Origin of the sequence: Lentzea aerocolonigenes (genome assembly GCF_000974445.1) — a bacterium.
Classification (GTDB): domain Bacteria; phylum Actinomycetota; class Actinomycetes; order Mycobacteriales; family Pseudonocardiaceae; genus Lentzea; species Lentzea aerocolonigenes.
Genome location: NZ_BBOJ01000016.1, coordinates 243,138 through 264,838, shown reverse-complemented (window position 1 = coordinate 264,838; position 21,701 = coordinate 243,138). Strand labels below are relative to the sequence as shown.

18 protein-coding genes are annotated in these 21,701 nt (G+C 69.5%); 7 read left to right on the top strand and 11 right to left on the bottom strand.

Annotated features, from left to right (window positions below; all coding sequences use genetic code 11):
• Nucleotides 1-585 (bottom strand): helix-turn-helix domain-containing protein (locus tag AOM45_RS30275; RefSeq protein ID WP_156249749.1); only part of this gene is annotated, 585 nt, incomplete at its 3' end.
• A 181-nt stretch (nt 586-766) separates the two neighbouring features.
• Nucleotides 767-1,216, bottom strand: a complete 450-nt coding sequence (locus tag AOM45_RS30270) for a gamma-glutamylcyclotransferase family protein (RefSeq protein WP_030470705.1) — start codon at nt 1,214-1,216, stop codon at nt 767-769.
• Between the two features lie 109 nt (nt 1,217-1,325).
• Here AOM45_RS30270 and AOM45_RS30265 point away from each other — a divergent pair, with 109 nt between their 5' ends.
• Together AOM45_RS30265 and AOM45_RS30260 are read left to right on the top strand one after the other, a co-directional pair.
• Entirely contained in the window at nt 1,326-2,729 is a 1,404-nt protein-coding gene (locus AOM45_RS30265; protein WP_030470706.1) for an NAD(P)H-quinone dehydrogenase, read from the top strand.
• Nucleotides 2,730-2,875: 146 nt separating this feature from the next.
• Nucleotides 2,876-3,412, top strand: a complete 537-nt coding sequence (locus tag AOM45_RS30260) for a sortase domain-containing protein (RefSeq protein WP_162185717.1) — start codon at nt 2,876-2,878, stop codon at nt 3,410-3,412.
• Nucleotides 3,413-3,470: 58 nt separating this feature from the next.
• On the opposite strand, the gene glpK is transcribed toward AOM45_RS30260, so the two are convergent.
• A complete protein-coding gene (glpK, locus tag AOM45_RS30255; protein ID WP_030470708.1) occupies nt 3,471-4,979 on the bottom strand; it encodes a glycerol kinase GlpK in 1,509 nt (502 codons plus the stop codon).
• A 13-nt stretch (nt 4,980-4,992) separates the two neighbouring features.
• The gene (locus AOM45_RS30250; RefSeq protein WP_030470709.1) at nt 4,993-5,736 is read right to left on the bottom strand and encodes an MIP/aquaporin family protein; all 744 of its coding nucleotides are present in this window, start codon (nt 5,734-5,736) and stop codon (nt 4,993-4,995) included.
• A gap of 285 nt (nt 5,737-6,021) precedes the next feature.
• Between AOM45_RS30250 and AOM45_RS30245 the strand changes: the two genes are divergently transcribed.
• Together AOM45_RS30245 and AOM45_RS30240 are read left to right on the top strand one after the other, a co-directional pair.
• Nucleotides 6,022-7,731 (top strand): glycerol-3-phosphate dehydrogenase/oxidase, encoded by a 1,710-nt coding sequence (locus AOM45_RS30245; protein WP_030470710.1) that lies wholly within the window; start codon nt 6,022-6,024, stop codon nt 7,729-7,731.
• A gap of 48 nt (nt 7,732-7,779) precedes the next feature.
• Nucleotides 7,780-9,165, top strand: coding sequence for an alkaline phosphatase D family protein (locus AOM45_RS30240; RefSeq protein WP_236703883.1), 1,386 nt, complete (start codon nt 7,780-7,782; stop codon nt 9,163-9,165).
• Here AOM45_RS30240 and AOM45_RS30235 read toward each other — a convergent pair.
• From AOM45_RS30235 to AOM45_RS30210, 6 genes are all read right to left on the bottom strand, one after another.
• Nucleotides 9,162-10,439: a M20 family metallopeptidase gene (locus AOM45_RS30235; protein WP_030470712.1), complete on the bottom strand. Its 1,278-nt coding sequence runs from the start codon at nt 10,437-10,439 to the stop codon at nt 9,162-9,164. The genes AOM45_RS30240 and AOM45_RS30235 overlap by 4 nt on opposite strands.
• Nucleotides 10,436-11,608, bottom strand: coding sequence for a M20 family metallopeptidase (locus tag AOM45_RS30230; RefSeq protein WP_063757132.1), 1,173 nt, complete (start codon nt 11,606-11,608; stop codon nt 10,436-10,438). Before AOM45_RS30230 ends, AOM45_RS30235 begins: the two co-directional genes overlap by 4 nt.
• A 182-nt stretch (nt 11,609-11,790) precedes the next feature.
• On the bottom strand, nt 11,791-12,084 hold the full coding sequence (locus tag AOM45_RS30225) for a hypothetical protein (RefSeq protein WP_030470714.1): 294 nt from the start codon (nt 12,082-12,084) through the stop codon (nt 11,791-11,793).
• 56 nt (nt 12,085-12,140) lie between these two features.
• A complete protein-coding gene (meaB, locus tag AOM45_RS30220) occupies nt 12,141-13,133 on the bottom strand; it encodes a methylmalonyl Co-A mutase-associated GTPase MeaB (protein ID WP_030470715.1) in 993 nt (330 codons plus the stop codon).
• Nucleotides 13,126-15,258, bottom strand: coding sequence for a methylmalonyl-CoA mutase (gene scpA / locus AOM45_RS30215; protein ID WP_030470716.1), 2,133 nt, complete (start codon nt 15,256-15,258; stop codon nt 13,126-13,128). The genes meaB and scpA overlap by 8 nt, the downstream gene beginning before the upstream one ends.
• Complete coding sequence (locus tag AOM45_RS30210) at nt 15,255-17,132, bottom strand: methylmalonyl-CoA mutase family protein (protein ID WP_030470717.1); 1,878 nt, start codon at nt 17,130-17,132, stop codon at nt 15,255-15,257. Before AOM45_RS30210 ends, scpA begins: the two co-directional genes overlap by 4 nt.
• Nucleotides 17,133-17,318: 186 nt before the next feature.
• On the opposite strand from AOM45_RS30210, the gene AOM45_RS30205 reads away from it, so the two are divergent.
• Genes AOM45_RS30205 through AOM45_RS30195 form a run of 3 tightly spaced genes read left to right on the top strand, consistent with a single transcriptional unit; the run spans nt 17,319 to nt 21,355 of the window.
• A complete protein-coding gene (locus tag AOM45_RS30205) occupies nt 17,319-18,953 on the top strand; it encodes a serine/threonine-protein kinase (RefSeq protein WP_030470718.1) in 1,635 nt (544 codons plus the stop codon).
• A gap of 9 nt (nt 18,954-18,962) precedes the next feature.
• A complete protein-coding gene (locus AOM45_RS30200) occupies nt 18,963-19,754 on the top strand; it encodes a purine-nucleoside phosphorylase (RefSeq protein ID WP_030470719.1) in 792 nt (263 codons plus the stop codon).
• Complete coding sequence (locus AOM45_RS30195) at nt 19,751-21,355, top strand: phospho-sugar mutase (protein ID WP_030470720.1); 1,605 nt, start codon at nt 19,751-19,753, stop codon at nt 21,353-21,355. The genes AOM45_RS30200 and AOM45_RS30195 overlap by 4 nt, the downstream gene beginning before the upstream one ends.
• Here AOM45_RS30195 and AOM45_RS30190 read toward each other — a convergent pair.
• The gene (locus AOM45_RS30190) at nt 21,348-21,683 is read right to left on the bottom strand and encodes a hypothetical protein (RefSeq protein WP_236703882.1); all 336 of its coding nucleotides are present in this window, start codon (nt 21,681-21,683) and stop codon (nt 21,348-21,350) included. The genes AOM45_RS30195 and AOM45_RS30190 overlap by 8 nt on opposite strands.
• Nucleotides 21,684-21,701: the final 18 nt, after the last annotated feature.

Sequence of the window (21,701 nt, the reverse complement as noted above, 5' to 3'; positions counted from 1 at the left end):
GACCGTGCGGCCGGTGCGCAACGCGGACGCGACCTCGCGGCGGAGTTCGCCGCGGGCTTGCAGGTAGATGGCCTGGTAGATGGTTTCGTGGGTCACGTGCAGCTCCGGCTGATCGGGGTGGTCGCGGCGCAGGCGCCGGCTGATCTGCTCGGGGCTGTACTTGTCGTCGAGCAGCGTCTGCACCGCCGCGCGCAGGTGGGGGCTGGCGGCGATCTTGCCGGTTTTCGGGCGTGGGCGGCGGGCGTCGGCGCGGTCCTGGGCGGCGTAGGGCCGGTAGTCACCGGTCAGCGGGTGGCTGTTGCGGCGGATCTCCCGGCTGATCGTGCTGCGCGGGCGGCCCAGTTCTCGCGCGATCTCGGCCTGGGATCGCTTGAGCCGCACCAGATCCGCGATCACCAGCCGGTCCGCGAGGGTCAGGTACCGCGATGATTCACCAGCTGAGGCGCCGGGCATGGCCGGGGCCGGTGACACGGCCTGTGTCACCGGCCCCGGCCGGCTACCGGCGGCGCGTCGCCACTTGTAGCCGGTGGCGTAGTTGATGCCCACGATCCGGCAGGCCTCGTTGGTGCCGACCCCACTATTCACAAGATCAAAGTAGCGTCGGCGCTCGGCCGCCAACTTCTTGCGCCCCTGCGGCCTGCGGTCCGGTCGAACATCGAACACGAGCAACCCCTGAACAACTCAGGCGTTGCAACAACCGCTAGAACCCGCCTGGGCCCGAACGTGCTTTTCGCGCCAAAACAGCAGCGGGGGCGTTATGGGCTGATCAGGGGCCGATGCCCTGGCAGGGCCGCGTGCGCAGGTCGTTCACGTAGTCGTCCGGCGCTCCCGCCGCCTCCGCCGCGTCGGCCACCACGCCGATGTACCGGGCGGACGGCAGCCCGCCCTCGTAGGCGTCCAGCACGTACAGCCAGGCCACCACGGACCCCTCGAGTGTCTGCACGCGCAACCGGATCTTCTTGTAGAGACCGAGCGCGCCCTCCCACCGGTCGAGCCGCGACTCGTCGCGGGGCGAGACGTCGTAGAGCACGCAGAACGTCTGGGAACCAGGCTCCTCGACGATGGTCGCGAGGGCGCCTTCCCAGCCGAGGTCCTCGCCACCGAACGTCAGACGCCAACCGACGAGCCAGCCGGTCCCCGCGAGCGGGGAGTACGGGGCTCGCTCCATCATCTGGTTCGGATCCATGTTCGACCCGTACGCGGCATAGAGCGGCACGTCCGACAGCGTAGCGACCCAACGATCAGCTTTCGGTACTGACGACACGGTCGATTCGGGCAACGCGTACGGTTGTGCCGGCCAGCAAGCACGCAGAAGGGAACTGATCGTGACCCGCATCGTCATCATGGGCGGCGGACCCGCAGGTTACGAGGCAGCCCTGGTCGCGGCGCAGCACGGCGCCGACGTGACCGTGGTGGAGAACGACGGGGCAGGTGGCGCGTGCGTTTTGTACGACTGCGTGCCGTCCAAGACCTTCATCGCGTCGGCGGGGGCCCGCAGCGCCTTCCGCAACGCCGGTGAGCTGGGCATTCAGACCAACAACGAGCACGCCGCGGTCGACCTGCCGGTGGTCCACGGACGGGTGAAGGGCCTCGCGCTCGCGCAGTCCGCGGACGTCCGGGCGCGTCTGCAGCGCGAGGGCGTGCGGCTGATCAACGGCCGTGCGAAGTTCGCGGACGACTCGCGCGGGCTCGCGCAGCACCAGGTCGTCGCCATCAGCGCGAACGGCGACGAGGAGATCCTCAACGCCGATGTGGTGCTCATCGCAACGGGCGCCACCCCGCGCGTGTTGCAGGGCGCCGAGCCCGACGGCAAGCGCGTGCTGACCTGGCGGCAGATCTACGACCTTCCTGAGCTGCCCGAACACCTCGCGGTCATCGGCTCCGGCGTCACCGGTGTCGAGTTCGCCAGCGCCTACACCGAGATGGGCGTGAAGGTGACGATGGTCTCCAGCCGGGACCGGGTGCTCCCCCACGAGGACGCCGACGCGGCCGCGGTGCTGGAGGACGTGTTCGCCGAGCGCGGCACGGCCGTCGTCAAGCACGCCCGCGCGGACAAGGTCGAGAACACCGGCGACGGCGTCCTGATCCACCTGGAAGACGGTCGCACGATCGAGGCGTCACACGCCCTGATGACCGTCGGTTCGGTGCCCAACACCACCGACATCGGCCTCGAGAAGATCGGCATCGAGCTCGGGCGCGGCGGGTACATCCCGGTCGACCGGGTCAGCCGGACCAACGTCAGCGGCGTCTACGCGGCCGGCGACTGCACCGGTGTCCTGCTGCTCGCGTCCGTGGCCGCCATGCAGGGCCGCATCGCGATGTGGCACGCACTGGGCGAGGGCGTCAGCCCGATCAAGCTCAAGACCGTCGCCGCGAACGTCTTCACCAACCCGGAGATCGCGAGCGTCGGCATCAGCCAGCAGGCGATCGACTCGGGCGAGGTGCCCGCGCGCACGATCATGCTGCCGCTCGCGACGAACCCCCGCGCCAAGATGGAGGGCCTGCGCCGCGGCTTCGTGAAGCTGTTCTGCCGCCCGGCGACGGGCGTGGTCATCGGCGGTGTGGTCGTCGCGCCGAACGCGAGCGAGCTCATCCTGCCGATCGCCCTGGCCGTGCAGAACCAGCTGACCGTCGAGCACCTGGCGACGACGTTCTCGGTGTACCCGTCGCTGTCCGGCTCGATCACCGAGTCCGGCCGTCAGCTGATGCGGCACGACGACCTCGACTGACAGGCGGGTTCGCGTGTGTCCGAAGGCACCGCGGCCCGGGTTGCCGGACGCCGGCCGTCTCCACGTCCGACCAGACCCATGATCACATTTCGGCAGCGGCTTGGTTGAGCGAGCAACTGACCCACCGGATGTGCGTCAATGAGTTCGTGGGGACTCGTGTCTTGATCGCGGTGCTGACCGTGGCGCTCGCCACCGCCTGCTCGCAGGCGCCTGCACCGAAGCCGTCGGCGGCGACGAGCGAAAGCGCTCCGCCGCCGGTGGTGTCGCCGCTCGGCACCTCCGATCCGATGGAACTGCGGATCGCGCGGATCGGCGTGCGGTCGTCTCTGGTCGCGCTCGGCCTCGACCCGCAGGGCGTCGTCCAGATGCCGCCGGCCGGCGAGGGCATGCAGGCCGGTTGGCACCAAACGCATCCCAAGCAGTGGATCATCGTCGGCCGGATCGAGAGCAACAGCGCCAGGGGCGTCTTCTACCGGCTGAACGACCTCCAGCAGGGCGACACCATCGAAGTGTCCAAGAAGGACGGTTCGGTCGCCCGCTTCACCGTGGGGCGCACCGAGAGGATCATCCGCGACGACTTCTTCGCGGAGGCCGTCGCGAGGGACGCGGACGAGGAGGGGCTGCGGCTGATCACGTGCGGCACCCGCGACAACGTGATCGTGCACGCCGCGCCCTTCGCCTAACGCTCCATGAGGGTGACCTTCATGGACCTCAAGTCCATGAAGGTCACCCTCATGGGCCTCAGTCCTGCACCCAGTCGAAGGTCTTCGTGACGGCCTTCTTCCAGTTCGCGTACTCGGAGTCGCGGCGCGCGGAGTCCATCTGCGGCTCCCACTTCTTGTCCTCGGCCCAGTTCTCGCGGATGTCGTCCTCGGACTTCCAGAACCCGACCGCGAGACCCGCCGCGTAGGCGGCACCGAGCGCGGTGGTCTCGGCGACGACCGGGCGGATCACCGGCACGCCGAGGATGTCCGCCTGGAACTGCATCAGCAGCTCGTTCACGACCATGCCGCCGTCGACCTTCAACGCCGTCAGGTTCACGCCCGAGTCCGCGTTCATCGCGTCGAGGACCTCCCGCGTCTGGAAGGCGGTCGCCTCCAGCACGGCTCGCGCGAGGTGGCCCTTGTTGACGAACCTCGTGAGACCCACGATCGCGCCGCGGGCGTCGGAACGCCAGTACGGCGCGAACAGGCCGGAGAACGCGGGCACGAAGTACGCGCCGCCGTTGTCCTCCACGGACCGCGCGTGCTCCTCGATCTCGGCTGCCGATCCGATCATGCCGAGGTTGTCGCGCAGCCACTGCACCAGCGAGCCGGTGACGGCGATCGAGCCCTCCAGCGCGTACACCGGGGCGGACTCGCCGATCTTGTAGCAGACGGTGGTGAGCAAGCCGTTCTCGCTCATCACCTTCTCCGTGCCGGTGTTGAGCAGCATGAAGTTGCCGGTGCCGTAGGTGTTCTTGGCCTCACCGGGCGACAGGCAGGCCTGGCCGAACGTCGCCGCCTGCTGGTCGCCGAGGATGCCGGCGATCGGCACACCGGCCAGCGCGCCACGTTCGCGCACCTGGCCGTACACCTCCGACGACGACCGGATCTCCGGCAGCATCGACATCGGAATGCCCATGTCGGAAGCGATTCCGGAGTCCCACGCGAGCGTGTCGAGGTCCATCAGCATGGTGCGCGACGCGTTCGTCGGGTCGGTGACGTGCACACCGCCGTCGGTGCCGCCCGTCATGTTCCACAGCACCCACGTGTCCATGTTGCCGAACAGCAGGTCGCCCGCCTCGGCACGTTCGCGCGCGCCTTCGACGTTGTCGAGGATCCAGCGGACCTTGGGGCCGGAGAAGTAGGTCGCCAGCGGCAGACCGACCTTGGCCCGGTAGCGCTCCTGCCCGCCACCCAGGTTGCCGAGCTCCTGCACGATCTTGTCGGTGCGCGTGTCCTGCCACACGATCGCGTTGTAGACGGGCTCGCCGGTGTTCTTGTCCCACACCACCGCCGTCTCGCGCTGGTTGGTGATGCCGACGGCAGCAATGTCCGAAGTGGACAGATCGGCCTTCGCGAGCGCGCCGGCGGCGACCTGGCGGGTGTTCTGCCAGACCTCCATCGGGTCGTGCTCGACCCAGCCCGCCTTCGGGAAGATCTGCTCGTGCTCCTTCTGGTCGACCGACACCACCCGGCCCGAGTGGTCGAAGATCATGCAACGGGTCGACGTGGTGCCCTGGTCGATCGCGGCCACGTACTGCGTCATGCTGGAAGTCCTTTCAGACCGGGAGAACCAGGTAGAGCAACGCCGCGAGCGCACCGCCGACGAGCGGTCCGACGACGGGGATCCACGAGTAGCCCCAGTTGGCGTTGCCCTTGTTGTGGATGGGCATCAGAAACGCGTAGGCGATGCGCGGACCGAGGTCGCGCGCCGGGTTGATGGCGTAGCCCGTCGGGCCACCGAGGGACGTGCCGATCACCAGCACGACGAACGCGACACCGGCGTAGCCGAGCGCCGAGTTGCCGAACTGCGGCACGCCGCCCGCCGCGGCCTTCGCGGGTGGCGACAGCAGGATCCACGCGACGAGCACGAACGTGCCGATGATCTCGGAAACCAGGTTCCACGGCACGCTGGGGACGGTCGGGCCGGTGGAGAAGATGCCCAACGTGTTCTGCGGTTCGTCGTGCGTGTCGAACTGCATCTTGTACGTCGCCCAGCAGAGCATCGCACCGACGATCGCACCGACCATCTGGCCGGCGATGTACACCGGAACGTCACCCCACGGCGTCTTGTCCGCGATCGCGAGTCCGAGCGTCACGGCGGGGTTCAGGTGAGCCCCGCTCGGGTTGGCGATGCTCGCACCCGTGAAGACCGCGAAGGCCCAGCCGATGTTGACGAACAGGAAGCCGGTGCTGTTGCCGAGCGTGTTCTTGAGCACCTGGTTCGCGACGACACCGGTGCCCAGGAGGATGAGGACCGCTGTCCCCAGGAGCTCCCAAACGAAGATCGAGCCTGCACTCATTCGCCGACCTCCACTCGTCTGCGGCACAGGCGAGCGCGCAAACCCGAGGTCAGGCCGCGCCGCCCGCCTACAACGTGATCGGACGCTATTACCGGGCTGATCAGTTGTCCATGCCAAGTGGTTGTGGTCGGGCCGTTTTCAGGCCGAAGGGTTCTGGCGTCCGCGCCCGTGGGCGAACGCGCGTTCGTGCAGGTAACGTGATCTGCGAGTCGTCACAGGGAGGCGTCTGTCGTGGCCACGCGCAAGAACGCAGCTGCAGCACCGCAAACCCCCTCCGCCCCGCCGATCACCGGCAGGCTGGGTCCCGCCGAACGCGAGGAGTCGTGGCAGCGGCTCGGGGCGGAGACGTTCGACCTCGTGGTGATCGGCGGTGGCGTCGTCGGCGTCGGCGCGGCGCTCGACGCGGCCACCCGCGGTCTGCGGGTCGCGCTCGTCGAGGCCCGCGACCTGGCTTCGGGCACGTCGAGCCGGTCCTCCAAGCTCTTCCACGGCGGCCTGCGCTACCTGGAGCAACTGGAGTTCGGCCTGGTGCGCGAGGCACTGCGCGAACGCGAGCTGATGCTGACGCGACTCGCGCCGCACCTGGTGAAGCCGGTGAGCTTCCTCTACCCGCTCTCGAACCGGGTGTGGGAGCGGCCGTACACGGCGGCCGGGCTGTTCCTCTACGACACGATGGGCGGCGCCCGTTCGGTGCCGGGGCAGAAGCACCTGACCAGAGCCGGTGCGCTCCGGCTGGTGCCCGCGCTGAAGCGCGACGCGTTGATCGGCGGCATCCGCTACTACGACGCCCAGGCCGACGACGCCCGGCACACGATGATGGTCGGCCGCACCGCCGCCCACTACGGCGCCGTGGTGCGCACGTCGACCCAGGTCGTCGGGTTCCTGCGCGAGGCCGACCGGGTGTCCGGCGTGCGCGTGCGGGACGTCGAGGACGGGCGCGAGGTCGACGTCCGGGCACACGCGGTGATCAACGCGACGGGTGTGTGGACGGACGAGCTCCAGCGGCTCTCGGGCTCGCGCGGACGGTTCCGGGTGCGGGCGTCGAAGGGCGTGCACATCGTGGTGCCGCGCGACCGGATCGTCGCCGAGTCCGGGATGATCCTGCGCACCGAGAAGTCCGTGCTGTTCGTGATCCCGTGGCGCAACCACTGGATCGTCGGCACCACGGACACCGACTGGAACCTCGACCTGGCGCACCCCGCGGCGACCAAGCACGACATCGACTACATCCTCGAACACGTCAACTCCGTCCTCGCGACGCCGCTGACGCACGACGACATCGAGGGCGTCTACGCGGGGCTTCGTCCGTTGCTGGCGGGCGAATCCGATTCGACGTCGAAGCTTTCCCGTGAGCACGCCGTGGCACGTGTCGCACCGGGACTGGTCGCGATCGCGGGCGGCAAGTACACGACGTACCGGGTGATGGGAGCGGACGCCGTCGACGCGGCGCACGTCGACCTGCCCGGCCGGATCCAGCCGTCGATCACGGACAAGGTGCCGCTGGTCGGCGCCGACGGCTACCACGCGCTGGTGAACCAGGCGGACCAGCTCGCGGCCAAGCACGGGCTGCACCCGTACCGCGTCCGGCACCTGCTCGACCGCTACGGCTCGCTGGTGCACGAGGTCCTGTCGCTGGCCGCGGACAACCCGGACCTGCTGAAGCCGATCCCCGCGTCGCCGGACTACCTGCAGGTGGAGGCGGTGTACGCGGCCTCGCACGAGGGCGCGATGCACCTGGAGGACGTGCTGACGCGCCGCACCCGCATCTCCATCGAGTACGCCCACCGCGGCGTCGACTCGGCGGAGGCGGTGGCCCGGCTGGTCGCGCCGGTGCTCGGCTGGGACGACGACGCGATCAAGCGCGAGGTCGAGATCTACAACGCCCGCGTCGAGGCGGAACGGGCGTCGCAGACCAAGCCGGACGACCAGGCCGCGGACGCCGTTCGTGCCGCTGCTCCCGAAGCCCGCCCCCAACTGACCGAACCGGTGAGCTGATCTTCAGGGCATGCTGGAGGCATGTCTGGGGTCGAGAGAAGAACGTTCTTGATCGGTGCAGCCGTGGCCGGTGCCGCTTCGACCGGTACCGCCCGCGCTGCCACTCCTCCGTTGTTCGAGCACGGCGTCGCGTCCGGTGATCCGTTACCGGACGGCGTGCTCCTGTGGACGCGTGTGGTCACGTCGTCCGCGATCCGGTGGGAAGTCGCGGCGGACGAGGACTTCCACCGCATCGTGAGGCGCGGCGTCACCCGCACCTCCGCGGCCAGGGACCACACCGTGAAGGTGGAGGTCCACGGCCTGCGGGACAACACCCGCTACTGGTACCGGTTCCGCGTCGGCGACGTGGTGTCGCCGGTCGGCCGCACGAAGACGGCCGGCTGCGGGTCCGAGCTGAACTTCGGCGTCGCGTCGTGCGCGAACTGGCCGGCCGGGCACTTCGCCGGCTACGGCTTCCTGGCCCGCCAGGACCTCGACGCCGTGATCCACCTCGGCGACTACATCTACGAGAACCTCGACGGCACGGTCCGGCCGCACGATCCGGCGCACAGGTGCGTCACGCTCGACGACTACCGCCGCCGGCACGCGCAGTACAAGACCGACCGGCACGTCCAGGCCCTGCACGCGGCCCACCCGATGATCGCGACCTGGGACGACCACGAGAGCGCCGACAACTCGTCCAGCATCGGTTCGCCGCAGCACGACCCGGCCACCGAGGGCCCGTGGGGCGCGCGTTTGGCCGCCGCGACGCAGGCCTACCACGAGTGGATGCCGGTCAGGGAAGGCAAGCTCGACCGGACGTTCCGCTTCGGCGAGCTCGCCACGTTGAGCATGCTCGACCTGCGTTCGTACCGCACCGACACCACGATCCTCGGTGCGGCCCAACGGGACTGGCTGATCAACACCCTCACCACGGACAGCGCCCGCTGGCAGCTCGTCGGCAACTCAGTGATGATCAGCCCGATCACGTTCCCGCCGCTGCCGGGCTTCCCCGCGACGAACACCGACCAGTGGGACGGCTTTCCCGCCGACCGGGAGCTGGTGCTGAGGTCGTTGGGAGACCGGAAGAACACGGTGTTCCTGACCGGCGACATCCACAGCTCGTGGGCGTCCGACGTGCCGCTGAACGGCGCGTCGGTGGCCACCGAGTACGTCGTCACGTCGCTGACGTCGGCCAACTTCGACGACCTGATGAAGGTGCCGCCGCGCACGGCGTCGTTGCAGATCGAGGCGGGGATCCAGGCCCTGAACCCGCACGTGCGGTTCGTGGAGCTGGACTCGCACGGCGTCTCGACGCTGCGGGTGACGGCCGACGAGGTGCGGTTCGACTGGCACTACGTGGCGGACAAGGTGAACCCGGACAGCGCTGTGGCGCGTGCGCATTCGTTCCGCACGCGCCACAACACGGCTCAGACCGAGAGGGTTCCGCTCTAGGCGAGAGCAGCCAGCGCGGTGTGCACCATGACGCGGACACCGACGAGCAACGCGCGCTCGTCCAGGTCGAACGTCGGCTGGTGCAGATCGCGCTGCTTCTCCTGGCCGTTCCACACGCCGAGGCGCGCGAACGAACCGGGAACGTGCTCCAGGTACCAGCCGAAGTCCTCACCACCGGAGGACTGCTCGGTACCTGCGAGCGCGTCGTCACCCAGTGCGGCCTCGATGCCGGCGCGCAGGATCTGGGTGGACTCGCGCTCGTTCACCACCGGCGGCACGCCGCGGCGGTGGTGGAGGTCGAAGCCGACGCCCGTGGGCAGCAGCAGACCGGTGACCAGGTCCTTGACCAGCGGCTCCAGCTCGGCCCAGATGTCGCGGTCGCCGGTGCGCAGCGTGCCGCGCAGCAGACCGTCCTGCGGCACGGCGTTGGGCGCCTCCCCCGCGTGGACGGCGCCCCACACCAGGACGGTGCCGGAGCGCGGATCGACGCGGCGGGACAGCATCGTCGGCAGGCCGGTGATGACCGTGCCGAGCGCGTGGACCAGGTCCGCGGTCAGGTGCGGGCGCGAGGTGTGGCCGCCCGGCGAGGACAGCCGCAGCTCCAGCAGGTCCGACGCCGACGTGATGGCGCCGATGCGGGTGCCGATGCGGCCGACCTGCAGGCGCGGGTCGCAGTGCAGGCCGAAGATCCGCTCCACGCCGTCGAGGCCGCCGGCCGCGAGCACGTCGAGCGCACCGCCCGGCATGACCTCCTCGGCCGGCTGGAAGACCAGGCGGACGCGGCCGGGCAGTTCGGTGGCCGACGCGAGAGCCAGGGCCGTGCCGATCAGCACCGTCGTGTGGGCGTCGTGGCCGCACGCGTGCGACACACCGTCCACAGTGGACGCGAACGGCAGGCCGGTGTTCTCCGGCAGCGGCAGGGCGTCCATGTCCGCGCGGAGGGCCACGCAGCGAGGGCCGTTGCCGACGTCGCAGATCAGGCCGGTGCCGCCGGGGAGGATGCGCGGCTTGAGGCCGACCTCGCGCAGCAGCTTGGCCACGAGCTCCGTGGTGTTGTACTCCCGGCGCGACAGCTCCGGGTTGGCGTGGATGTGCCGGCGCCAGGCGACGATGTCCGAGGCGTGCGCCTTCAACCAGTCGTCGAGCCAGGCTGGGCCGCGGCCCTCTCCCAGATCATCCACAGGAGACATGCTCACCCCGGTGGGGTCCACGAGCATCTCGGTGGACGTCTTCACAGATGAGGAGCCCGAGGGCCGGGAGTCCAGAACCGTCATGCCGCACCTCCGCGGGCCAGCAGCCGTGCGCGCTGCTGGGAATCGGTGGCTGTCGCGATCGTCGTCCAGGCCATGGCAAGTGCTCCATCGAGCAACGCACGGTCGGCCGACGCCGAGGCACAGGCGGTCGCGAACTCTTGTTGGTGGTTCACCGCGTCTCCGCAGTCAATGGCAATGGTCGGGTGGATGGCGGGCAACACTCTGGTGACGTTGCCCATGTCGGTGCTGCCGATCTTCTCTCGCTGCTCCTGCTCCGGCGAAAGCGGACGTCGTCCCAGCTCGGTGGCCGCGCGCCGGTAGGCGTCCGCCAGCCACGGATCGGGAGTCAGCTCGGCGTAGATCGGCGAGACCTGCTCGACCTCATGGGTGCAGCCGGTCGCGAGCGCTCCGGCCTGGAAGCAGTCCCGGATCCGGTTCTCCAGGCGCTGCAACGATTCCAGATTCTCCGCCCTCACATCGAACATCGCTGATGCGCGAGCGGGTATTACGTTCGGCACGGTGCCGCCGTTGGTGACGATGCCGGTCACCATCTGGCCGGGCTCGAGGTGCTGCCGCAGCAGGCTGATCGAGATCTGCGCGACGGTCACCGCGTCCGCGGCGTTGATGCCCAGGTGCGGGGCGGCGGCCGCGTGTGACGGCCTGCCCTTGTAGTGCACCTCGAGGTCGGTGATGGCCAGCGACTTCGCGGCGCACGACTCGTACGGCGCCGGGTGCACCATCATCGAGAACGAGACGTCGTCGAACACGCCGCGTTCCAGCATGAGGACCTTGCCGCCGCCGACCTCCTCCGCCGGAGTGCCGATCACCTTCACGGTGACACCCAGCCGGTCAGCGACGTCACGCAGAGCGAGCGCCGTGCCGACGGAAGCGGCGGCGATGACGTTGTGCCCGCACGCGTGCCCGACCTCGGGCAACGCGTCGTACTCGGCACAAAGACCGAGCACCAGCTCGCCGTCGCCGAACGTGGCGACGAACGCGGTGTCGAGGTCGGCCACCCCGCGATCGATCTTGAAACCCTCGCGGGCGAGCAGGGAGGTGATCTTCTCGACGCTGCGGTGCTCCTCGAAGGCCAGCTCAGGCTCGGCGTGGATCGAGTGCGAGAGGTCCAGCAGCGCGCCGGAGTACCGCTCGACAGCCGAGCGTGTGCTCATCTTCAAGTCGGTACCCATTTGCCACCATCCTGCATCACCGCCTTCGGACCGCCGTGCGCTGATGATGATCAACCGGCTGGCCGGTCGCAGCGCTGCGCCAAGCGGCGAGCGAGTTTCGGTCTGACCGATCAACGATGACGCAAATGGACGGGAAACACGGTAAATTTTGACTATTCCGTCCCATCATCTGGGACGAACGGTCAGCCCTTCTTGGCCGCGCGCTCCTTGCGCCACGCTGCCCACCGCTTCTTGTTGCGGTAGTAGACCAGCACGAACAGCAGAACGGCGATACCGCCCATCCACAGCTTGCGCTTGGTCTCCGCCCGCTCTTCCGGCGACGGCTCCTGCGGCGCGTTCACGCTCGGAGCCGGGTTCACGGTCGTCTGCTGCGCCACCGGCACAGGCGCGTTCGCGGCCTCTTGCGCGGTCGCCCCAGCGGCGAACCCGACAACGCTCATCAGCGCGAACACGCAGGCCAGCAGCAACCTCGACATGGCCTGAACTCTACCTCGAATACCACGATCGATGGTCACCCAAACTAGTTAAGCGCCTACCGAGAGTCCGATTGGAACGCCTGCAGAATCTGCTCGGCGGCGAGGGTCGCGGTGAGCTCACCGGAACGAACCTTCTCCTCCAGGGAGGGGGCCAACGCGCGCACGGCGGCACTTCCGCGCAACTGCCGCCACAGTTCGTCGTGGACCATCATCCAGGTCCACTCGATCTGCTGGCGCCGCCGTCGTTCGTCCAGCTCGCCGGCGTCAGTCAGGGTGGACCGGTGTTCCAGCACGCGGGACCACAACTCGTCGAGACCGGCTCCGGTGAGACCCGAGCAGGTGAGCACCGGCGGGTGCCACAGAGCGTCCGGCGGGCGCAGCAGCCGCAACGCTCCGGCCAGCTCGCGCGCCGCCTTGCGGGCGTCCATCTCGTGCTCGCCGTCGGCCTTGTTGACGGCGATGACGTCCGCGAGCTCCAGAACGCCCTTCTTGATGCCCTGGAGCTGGTCGCCGGTGCGCGCGAGGGTCAGGAACAGCGAGCAGTCCGTCATGTTCGCGACGGCCACCTCCGACTGCCCGACGCCGACGGTCTCGACCAGCACGACGTCGTAGCCCGCGGCCTCGACCAGCACGATCGTCTCGCGGGTGGCCTGCGCGACGCCGCCGAGCGTGCCGCTGGTGGGCGACGGCCGGATGAAGGCGTTCTGGTTCACCGACAGCCGCTGCATGCGCGTCTTGTCGCCCAGGATGCTGCCGCCGGTGCGGGTCGACGACGGGTCGACGGCGAGCACCGCGACCCGGTGACCCTTCTCGGTCAGCACGGTTCCGAGCGCGTCGATGAACGTCGACTTGCCCACGCCGGGAACACCGGTGATGCCGACCCTGATCGCGTTGCCCGACTTCGGCAGCAGTTCGACCAGCAACTCCTGGGCCTTGGCCCGGTGGTCGGCGCGCGTCGACTCGACCAGGGTGATGGCCCTGGCCAGCACGCCGCGGTTGCCGTCGAGCACGCCTTTCGCGTACTCGGCGACGTCGATCACCCTAGGCATGCCCGAGCTGGCCCGAGAGCTTCACCAACAGGTCCTTCGCCGCGTCCGCGATCACGGTGCCGGGCGGGAAGATCGCCGAGGCGCCTGCCGCGTACAGCTCGTCGAAGTCCTGCGGCGGGATCACGCCACCGACGACGATCATGATGTCCTCGCGGCCGAGCTCGGTGAGCGCCGCCTTCAGCGCCGGCACCAGCGTGAGGTGGCCGGCGGCGAGCGAGGACACGCCGACGATGTGCACGTCCGCCTCGACGGCCTGGCGCGCGACCTCCTCCGGCGTCTGGAACAGCGGGCCGACGTCGACGTCGAAGCCGAGGTCCGCGAACGCCGTGGCGATCACCTTCTGGCCGCGGTCGTGCCCGTCCTGGCCCATCTTGGCCACCAGGATGCGCGGGCGGCGTCCCTCCTCCGCCGCGAACGCCTCGACGACCTCGCGGCAGGCGTCCACGTTGGACACTTGACCGACCTCCTGCCGGTAGACACCGGTGATGGTGCGGATCTGGGCCGAGTGCCTGCCCCACACCTTGCCGAGCGACTCCGAGATCTCGCCGACCGTGGCCTTGGCGCGGGCGGCGTTGATCGCGAGCTCCAGCAGGTTGCCCTGGCCCTGGGCGGCGTCGGTGAGAGCGTTCAGCGCACTGTCCACAGCGGACTGATCGCGTTCTTCCCTGAGCCTGCGCAGCTTCTCGAGCTGCTGGGCGCGCACGCCGGCGTTGTCGACCTTGAGGACCTCGATCTGCTCGTCGTTGTCCACCAGGTACTTGTTGACCCCGATGACGGGCTGGCGGCCGGAGTCGATGCGCGCCTGGGTCCTCGCCGCCGCTTCCTCGATGCGCAGCTTGGGGATGCCCTCGTCGATCGCGCGGGCCATGCCGCCGGCCTTCTCGACCTCGGTGATGTGCTCCCACGCCTTGGCAGCGAGCTCGGCGGTGAGCCGTTCGACGTACGCGCTGCCGCCCCACGGGTCGATCACGCGGGTGGTGCCGGACTCCTGCTGGAGCAGCAGCTGCGTGTTGCGGGCGATGCGCGCGGAGAAGTCGGTGGGCAGCGCGAGGGCCTCGTCGAGTGCGTTGGTGTGCAACGACTGCGTGTGGCCCTGGGTCGCGGCCATCGCCTCGACGCACGTGCGCGCGACGTTGTTGAACACGTCCTGCGCGGTGAGGCTCCACCCGCTGGTCTGGCAGTGCGTGCGGAGGCTCAGGGACTTCTGGTTCTTCGGCTCGAAGCCGTTGACCAGCTTCGACCACAGCAGGCGCGCGGCCCGCATCTTGGCGATCTCCATGAAGAAGTTCATGCCGATCGCCCAGAAGAAGCTGAGCCGCGGCGCGAACGCGTCCACGTCCAGGCCGGCCGCCTGACCGGCGCGGATGTACTCGACGCCGTCCGCGAGCGTGTAGGCCAGCTCCAGGTCGGCGGTCGCCCCCGCCTCCTGCATGTGGTAGCCGGAGATCGAGATGGAGTTGAACTTCGGCATGTGGCTACTGGTGTAGCTGAAGATGTCGGAGATGATCCGCATCGACGGCTGCGGCGGGTAGATGTAGGTGTTGCGGACCATGAACTCCTTGAGGATGTCGTTCTGGATGGTCCCCATGAGCTGCTCCGGCTTCACCCCCTGCTCCTCCGCCGCGACGACGAACAAGGCGAGGATCGGCAGCACTGCGCCGTTCATCGTCATCGACACGGACATCTTGTCCAGCGGGATGCCGTCGAACAGCGTGCGCATGTCGTAGATCGAGTCGATCGCGACGCCCGCCATGCCGACGTCACCGGCCACGCGCGGGTGGTCCGAGTCGTAGCCGCGGTGCGTGGCGAGGTCGAAAGCGACACTCAGACCCTTCTGCCCGGCCGCGAGGTTGCGGCGGTAGAAGGCGTTCGACTCCTCGGCCGTGGAGAAACCCGCGTACTGCCGGATGGTCCACGGCTGGTTGACGTACATCGTCGGGTACGGGCCGCGCAGGAACGGCGCGATGCCCGGATAGGTGCCGAGGAAGTCCAGACCGTCGGTGTCGGCCTGGGTGTAGACCGGCCTGACCGCGATGCCCTCCGGCGTCTCCCACACCGGCAGGTCGGTCTCGTACTTCGCCGACGGGAGCGGGCCGAGGTCGATGTCCGCGAAGTTGGGGATCATCGCTCCACTCCCTGGGATTTTTCGATGGCGAGGAAGTCGTAGGTGTTGTTCAGGATCTCCAGCGCGGGGCAGCCCGTGTACACGAAGCCGTCGACCTGCGCGTCGCTCTTCTTGCCTGCCAGGAGTACCCGTTCGGCGCCGGCTTCGCGCAGGGCTTTCACGGTGGGCACGGCCTGGTCGGCGTAGCTCGTCTCGCTGCCGCACAGGACGGCGATCTTCGCCTTGGACGCCTTGAACTGCTCGGCCACGTCTTCCGGGGTCTTCGTGGGCCCCGCGTTCGGGGTGGCGAAACCGCCGGCGTTGAACAGGTTCGCGGCGAAGGTGGCGCGGGCGGTGTGGGCGGCGACCGGGCCGAGGGTGGCGAGAAAGACCTGGGGGCGTTCGGGCTGGGCGTCGGCGAGGTCGCGGAGCTCCTCGAAGGCCTGGGCGTAGCGGACGCGCGGCAGGCCGAAACTGTCAGACCTGCTTGAGAGACTTGGGATGGGGGGTGCATCCCCCCTGGGGGCCTGCGAGTCCGAATCGATTCCGGGGGCGGGCTCGCGCACGACTGCGGACTCGTCCGCAGCAGGACCGGGGGCGGGCTCGGCTCCGGCGGCAGGTTCGCGGACAGCGGCAGGCTCGCGAACAACGAGGGGCTCGCGCACGACCGGCTTCTCACCCAGGTTCGGGAACTCGCTCACCCCCGTGATCGGGTCACTCCGATCCGCCAATCGGGCCGACCGCTTCTCCCACGTCGCAGCGATCCGCGCAGCGACCACCTCGCGCGCGGCAGGCAGGCCGCCCGCGCGTTCGATCTCCTGGAACCACGACCACGCCTCACCGGCCAGCGCGTCCGTGAGCTTCTCGACGTACCAGGACCCGGCCGCCGGGTCGATCACCTCACCGAGGTGCGACTCCTCCAGCAGCAGGTTCTGCGTGTTGCGGGCGACGCGGCGCGCGAACTCGTCCGGCAGCCCGATGGCCGCGTCGAACGGCTGCACCGTCACCGAGTCGGCGCCACCGAGACCAGCGGACAGGCAAGCCACGGTCGTGCGCAGCATGTTCACCCACGGGTCGCGGCGGGTCATCATCGCCGAGGACGTCACCGCGTGCTGCACCTGCGGCACGTCCACACCGGACACCTCGGCGACGCGCGCGAACAGCCGGCGCGCGGCCCGCAGCTTCGCGATCGTCGTGAACTGGTCGGCGGTCGCGGCGTAGCGGAACTCCAGCTGCGCGAACGCCTGCTCGACACCGAGTCCGGCGTCGGTCAGCGCGCGCAGGTACGAGACGGCCAGCGCGAGGGACGCGCCGAGCTCCTCGGCGTCGGATCCACCCGCGTCGTGGAACGGCAGCGCGTCCACCACGACGGTCCGCAGGCCGGGGAACTGTTCGACGGCCTGCCTGATGACGTCGAGCGCCTCACCGGAAGGCACCAGCGCGAGGTTGCCGCGCACCTCCGTCGCCAGCAGCGGGGCCTGGTCGTAGATCCGCAGCATCGTGCGCGCCGCGTCGACGTCTCCGTCGAGCACGATCGGCGCGAGGTCGAGGTACACCCCGTCCAGCACGCGTTCCAGCGACGAGGCGGGGAGGGCCAGCCACAACGAGGTGACGCCGCCCTCCAGGTCGTTCATGATCGCGACCGGATCGGGCACGGAGTGGCGCTGGCGGACGTCCCAGCCCTGCTTCGCCGGCACGAGGGCGTAGGCGGGCAGCGCGTCGTCGGGGGTGTAGAGCGGCTGGAGCTCGATGCCGTCGTACGTCTTCGTGACCAGCGAGTCGAAGCTCGCACCGGTCTTGCGGAGCACGGCGTCGACCAGCTCACGCCACTGCTCCCTCGACGCCGAGGGGAACTCGTTCGAGCGGAATTCGGCGGGCAAGGCCAACTCCATCATGCGTTGCAGTGTTACCGACCAGTACCGACACGGCTATGTGAGGTTCACCGCCGTTAACGATGCAGTGAGGTTCGCTTCATGGGTCCCGTTCGATGAGAGTCGCGGTTGAAGTGGTTCCGCTTCAGCCCCGGCTGTCGCGGACGGGACCCGTGAAGCGAACCTCAGTCTGTCAGGAAGAATCGAGTCGTGGACAAGGGTGACCTGAAACGCCTGATCGCGGACCGGTACCGGTTGCTGCACGTGCTCGGTCAGGGCTCGATGGGCACCGTGTGGGCCGCTCACGACGAGGTGCTGGGCAGGCAGGTCGCCGTGAAGGGCATTCTGCACACGCCCGGCATGCCCGACGTCGAGGCCGCTCAGCTGCGGGAACGGACCATGCGCGAGGCGCGTGCCGTGGCCGCGCTCTCCCACCCGAACCTCGTCACGCTCTACGACGTCGTGCAGCAGGACGGCGACCCGTACGTGGTGATGGAGCTGGTGCCGTCGCGCAGCCTCGGCGAGGTGTTGCAGGAGCAGGGCTGCCTCACCGAGAAGCAGGGCGCCGCGGTGCTGGACGCGGTCGCGGCCGCGCTGGCGTCCGCGCACCGGGTCGGGATCACCCACCGGGACGTCAAACCGGGCAACGTCCTGATCGCGGACGACGGGCGGGTCAAGCTCACGGACTTCGGCATCGCGCGCAACGTCGCCGAGGCCACCATGACCGCGCGCGGCATCACGCTCGGCACGCCCGCCTACATCGCGCCCGAGGTGGCGCAGGGCGGTGACGTGTCCGAGGCTGCGGACCGGTGGTCGCTCGGCGCCACGATGTGGGCCGCGATGGCGGGCGAACCGCCGTACGTGGGCAAGAACGTCATGCAGACGATCAACGCGGTGATCAACGGTGACGTGCCGGTGCCCGCGGGTGCTCATCGGCTCGCGCCGGTGATCAGCGGGCTGATGCGGAAGGAGCCGTCCGAGCGGCTGTCGCTGGTCGACGTGCGCAAGCAGGTCTACCCGCTGCTGCCGGAGCCGGGCACGGACGCGTTCGAGGTCCGCGAGTCCGTGCCGCTGCCGGTCGTCGTGCGGCCGAAGCCGAAGATCGAACCGGACGCGCCGCTGGCCGACGACCCCGGCCCGTTGCCGTTCATGGTCACCAAGCCGATCACGCCTCAGCGCCGGGGACGGGTCGCCTCCACGTTCGTGCTGGTCGCGGCTGTCCTGCTGTTCGTGGTGGGTTCCGGTGGCGGGTTCGCGCTCACCAGACTGGCCGCGGGCGTGCCACTGCTGCCGCCGACCCAGCAGACGGTGCAGACCCTGCCGACGCTGCCCAACTCGGCAACGCTGGTGCCGCGCACCGCGTCCGCCTTGACGGCGATCGGCGACCAGGGCGGCGAGTTCAAGCTGAACGTCGAGCAGAGCTGGTCGATGTACACCGAGCAGCGCGCCGCCGACCTGAGGTTCCCGACGTCGGCGGTGGTGCACTTCGTGTCCGGCAGCGGCGCGTACCAGGTGACCGTGCAACGGTTCCCCGACTACTACCCGAAGCGCGACGTCAAGACGTACGTGACGGGGGTGCAGTCGCGGTGGCCCGGCCGGTTCTTCGGCGGCGAGACGGTGCCGACGCCGAATCTCTCCGGGCCGCGCATCGAGGACAGCATCCAGTTCGTCTACCGCACGGTCGAGGGTGACGAACCCAACGCCCTGAGGCGGTCGCACTTCTCCCGCGTGCTGCCGTTCAACCACGACCTGTGGGTGGTCGAAGTGGTGGTGCCCACAGAGCAGGAGGACGAGGCGCGCGCACGGCTGTTCGACGCGATCGCCTCCACGTTCGCCCCGGTTTAACATCTGGCGGTGACTCCAGAAGAGCTGGCCGGCAAGGCCGCGGAAGAGATCCAGAGCCGCACCGGCGTGGCGAAGCACGACATCGCGATCGTGCTCGGTTCCGGCTGGCGGCCAGCCGCCGACGTGATCGGTGAGCCGGCGAGCGAAATCCCCGTCGGTGAGCTGGAAGGCTTCGAGGCCCCGACCGCGCTCGGCCACGGCGGCACCATCCGTTCCGTCGACGTGGGCGGCAAGAAGGTCCTCGTCGTCCTCGGCCGTACCCACGGCTACGAGGGCAAGGGCGTGCAGAAGGTCGTTCACGGCGTGCGCACGGCTGCTGCTGCCGGTGTGTCCACGATCGTGCTGACGAACGCGGCCGGTGGCCTGCGGCAGGGCATGTCCGTCGGGCAGCCGGTGCTGATCTCCGACCACCTGAACCTCACCTCGCTGTCGCCGCTGGTCGGCGCGCGGTTCGTGGACCTGACGGACCTGTACTCGCCGCGGCTGCGCAAGCTGGCGCAGGAGATCGACCCGTCGCTGGAGGAGGGCGTGTACGCCGGTCTGCCGGGCCCGCACTTCGAGACGCCGGCCGAGATCCGGATGCTGCGCACGATGGGCGCGGACCTGGTCGGCATGTCGACCGTGCACGAGGCCATCGCCGCGCGGGCCGAAGGCGTCGAGGTGTTCGGTCTGTCGCTGGTCACGAACCTCGCGGCGGGCATCACCGGCGAGCCGCTGAACCACCAGGAGGTGCTGGAGGCCGGTGCCGCCGCCGCTCAGCGCATGGGCACGCTGCTGCGTGAGCTGGTGGACCGCGCATGAGCCTGACGCCGGCACTGCGTGACGCGACGTTCCGGTGGATCGCTGACGACCCGTCGGACGCGACTCGAACCGAGCTGCAGGGCGTGTTGGCGCGGGCGATGGGCGGAGATGCCGCCGCGCTGGAGGACTTGCGGGACCGCATGGCCGGGCCGCTCACGTTCGGCACCGCCGGGCTGCGCGGGCCGGTGCGTGCGGGCACCAACGGCATGAACGTCGCCACGGTCGTCCGCACGACCGCCGGTCTGGCGTCGTGGCTGGGAACAACTTCGGGCCTGGTGTTCGTCGGGCGCGACGCCCGGCACGGTTCCGAGGACTTCGCCGCCGCTGCCGCCGAGGTGATGGCGGCGGCGGGCTTCGACGTGCGGATGCTGCCGGGGCCGTTGCCGACGCCGGTGCTCGCGTTCCTGGTGCGCAAACACGGTGCTGTGGCAGGAATTCAGATCACCGCGTCGCACAACCCGCCCGCGGACAACGGCTACAAGCTCTACCTGGCCGGTGGTTCGCAGATCGTGCCGCCGTCGGACGGGGAGATCGAGAAGGCCATCGAGGCCGTTCCCGCTGCCGTGTCCGTGCCGCGGGCAACCACGTACACGACGGTGTCCGATGCCGAGGTCGACGAGTACCTGGAACGAGTCGCCTCGCTGCCGCGCCAGAACTCGCGTGAGCTGAAGGTCGCGTTGACGCCGATGCACGGCGTCGGTGGCGCGTTCGCCGTGGAAGCGTTGCGGCGCGCGGGTTTCACCGACGTGCACGTGGTGCGCTCGCAGGCGGTGCCGGACCCGGACTTCCCGACCGTGGTGTTCCCGAACCCGGAGGAGCCGGGCGCGTCCGACGAACTGCTGTCCCTCGCGGCGTCGGTGGACGCGGACCTGGCGATCGCCCTGGACCCGGACGCCGACCGGTGCGCGCTGGGCGTGCGTGACGGCTCGACGTGGCGGATGCTGCGCGGCGACGAGACGGGCGTGCTGCTCGGCTCGCTCGTGCTGTCCACCACGGAGTCGGCGGATCCGCTGGTGGCGACGACGATCGTGTCGTCGTCGCTGCTGAAGTCGATCGCGGCGGCGCACGGCGCCCGGTACGCGGAGACGCTGACCGGCTTCAAGTGGCTGGCACGCGCGGGCGAAGGCCTCGTGTTCGCCTACGAAGAGGCGCTCGGCAACTGCGTCGACCCGGAGTTCGTCGCGGACAAGGACGGCATCTCGGCGGCCGTCGTGGCGGCGGACCTGGCGGCCGGATTGAAGGCGTCGGGCCGCACGCTGCTGGACGCCCTGGACCAGCTCGCGCTGGACCACGGCCTGCACCTGACCGACCAGATCTCCTTGCGGTACACCGATCTGTCGCTGATCGGCGCGACCATGTCCCGCCTGCGCGCCACCCCGCCGGCGGACTTCGAGTCCGAGGACCTGCTCCCCGGCGCGGACGTGCTGCGGTGGACGGCCGACGGCGTGCGCGTGATCGTGCGCCCGTCCGGCACCGAACCGAAACTCAAGGCGTACCTGGAAGTCGTCCAGCCGGTCACGGACGGACTGGAGTCCGCCCGTGCGGCAGGTAGGGCTCGGCTGGCCGAGCTGCGTGAGCGGGTGACGGAGCTGGTCAGCTAGCCAGCGCGATCGCCAGGCACAACGCGGCCAGGGCAAAGCCCCCGCCGGCCACGAAGTAGGCCCTTCTGGTCGGCGGGGCGATCGCGTTGCGGCGACCCTCCGTGACCGCCGCGACGGCGATCCGCCCGAAGATGTACGCGATCGTGCAAAGCCCCACGCCGAGTCCGAACAACATCGTGTTGACGTCCCACGGACTGTGGTCGAACCCCGGCCACAGCGACGCGAAGAGGGGCCCGAACCCGATCATCCCGATGCCGATCGCAAGGCCGAAACCCCAGGTGATGCGACGCTGACGAGGACTGGTGGTCATAAGGGCGGTGGTCTTCATGGTCCCTCCTGTGTACAC

Bases quoted from the DNA above. Each gene is read 5' to 3' on its own strand.
- glpK (WP_030470708.1), bottom strand. From the start codon at position 4,979: ATGACGCAGTACGTGGCCGCGATCGACCAGGGCACCACGTCGACCCGT.
- AOM45_RS30250 (WP_030470709.1), bottom strand. From the start codon at position 5,736: ATGAGTGCAGGCTCGATCTTCGTTTGGGAGCTCCTGGGGACAGCGGTC.
- AOM45_RS30235 (WP_030470712.1), bottom strand. From the start codon at position 10,439: ATGACGGTTCTGGACTCCCGGCCCTCGGGCTCCTCATCTGTGAAGACG.
- AOM45_RS30230 (WP_063757132.1), bottom strand. From the start codon at position 11,608: ATGGGTACCGACTTGAAGATGAGCACACGCTCGGCTGTCGAGCGGTAC.
- AOM45_RS30225 (WP_030470714.1), bottom strand. From the start codon at position 12,084: ATGTCGAGGTTGCTGCTGGCCTGCGTGTTCGCGCTGATGAGCGTTGTC.
- meaB (WP_030470715.1), bottom strand. From the start codon at position 13,133: ATGCCTAGGGTGATCGACGTCGCCGAGTACGCGAAAGGCGTGCTCGAC.
- scpA (WP_030470716.1), bottom strand. From the start codon at position 15,258: ATGATCCCCAACTTCGCGGACATCGACCTCGGCCCGCTCCCGTCGGCG.
- AOM45_RS30210 (WP_030470717.1), bottom strand. From the start codon at position 17,132: ATGATGGAGTTGGCCTTGCCCGCCGAATTCCGCTCGAACGAGTTCCCC.
- AOM45_RS30195 (WP_030470720.1), top strand. From the start codon at position 19,751: ATGAGCCTGACGCCGGCACTGCGTGACGCGACGTTCCGGTGGATCGCT.
- AOM45_RS30190 (WP_236703882.1), bottom strand. From the start codon at position 21,683: ATGAAGACCACCGCCCTTATGACCACCAGTCCTCGTCAGCGTCGCATC.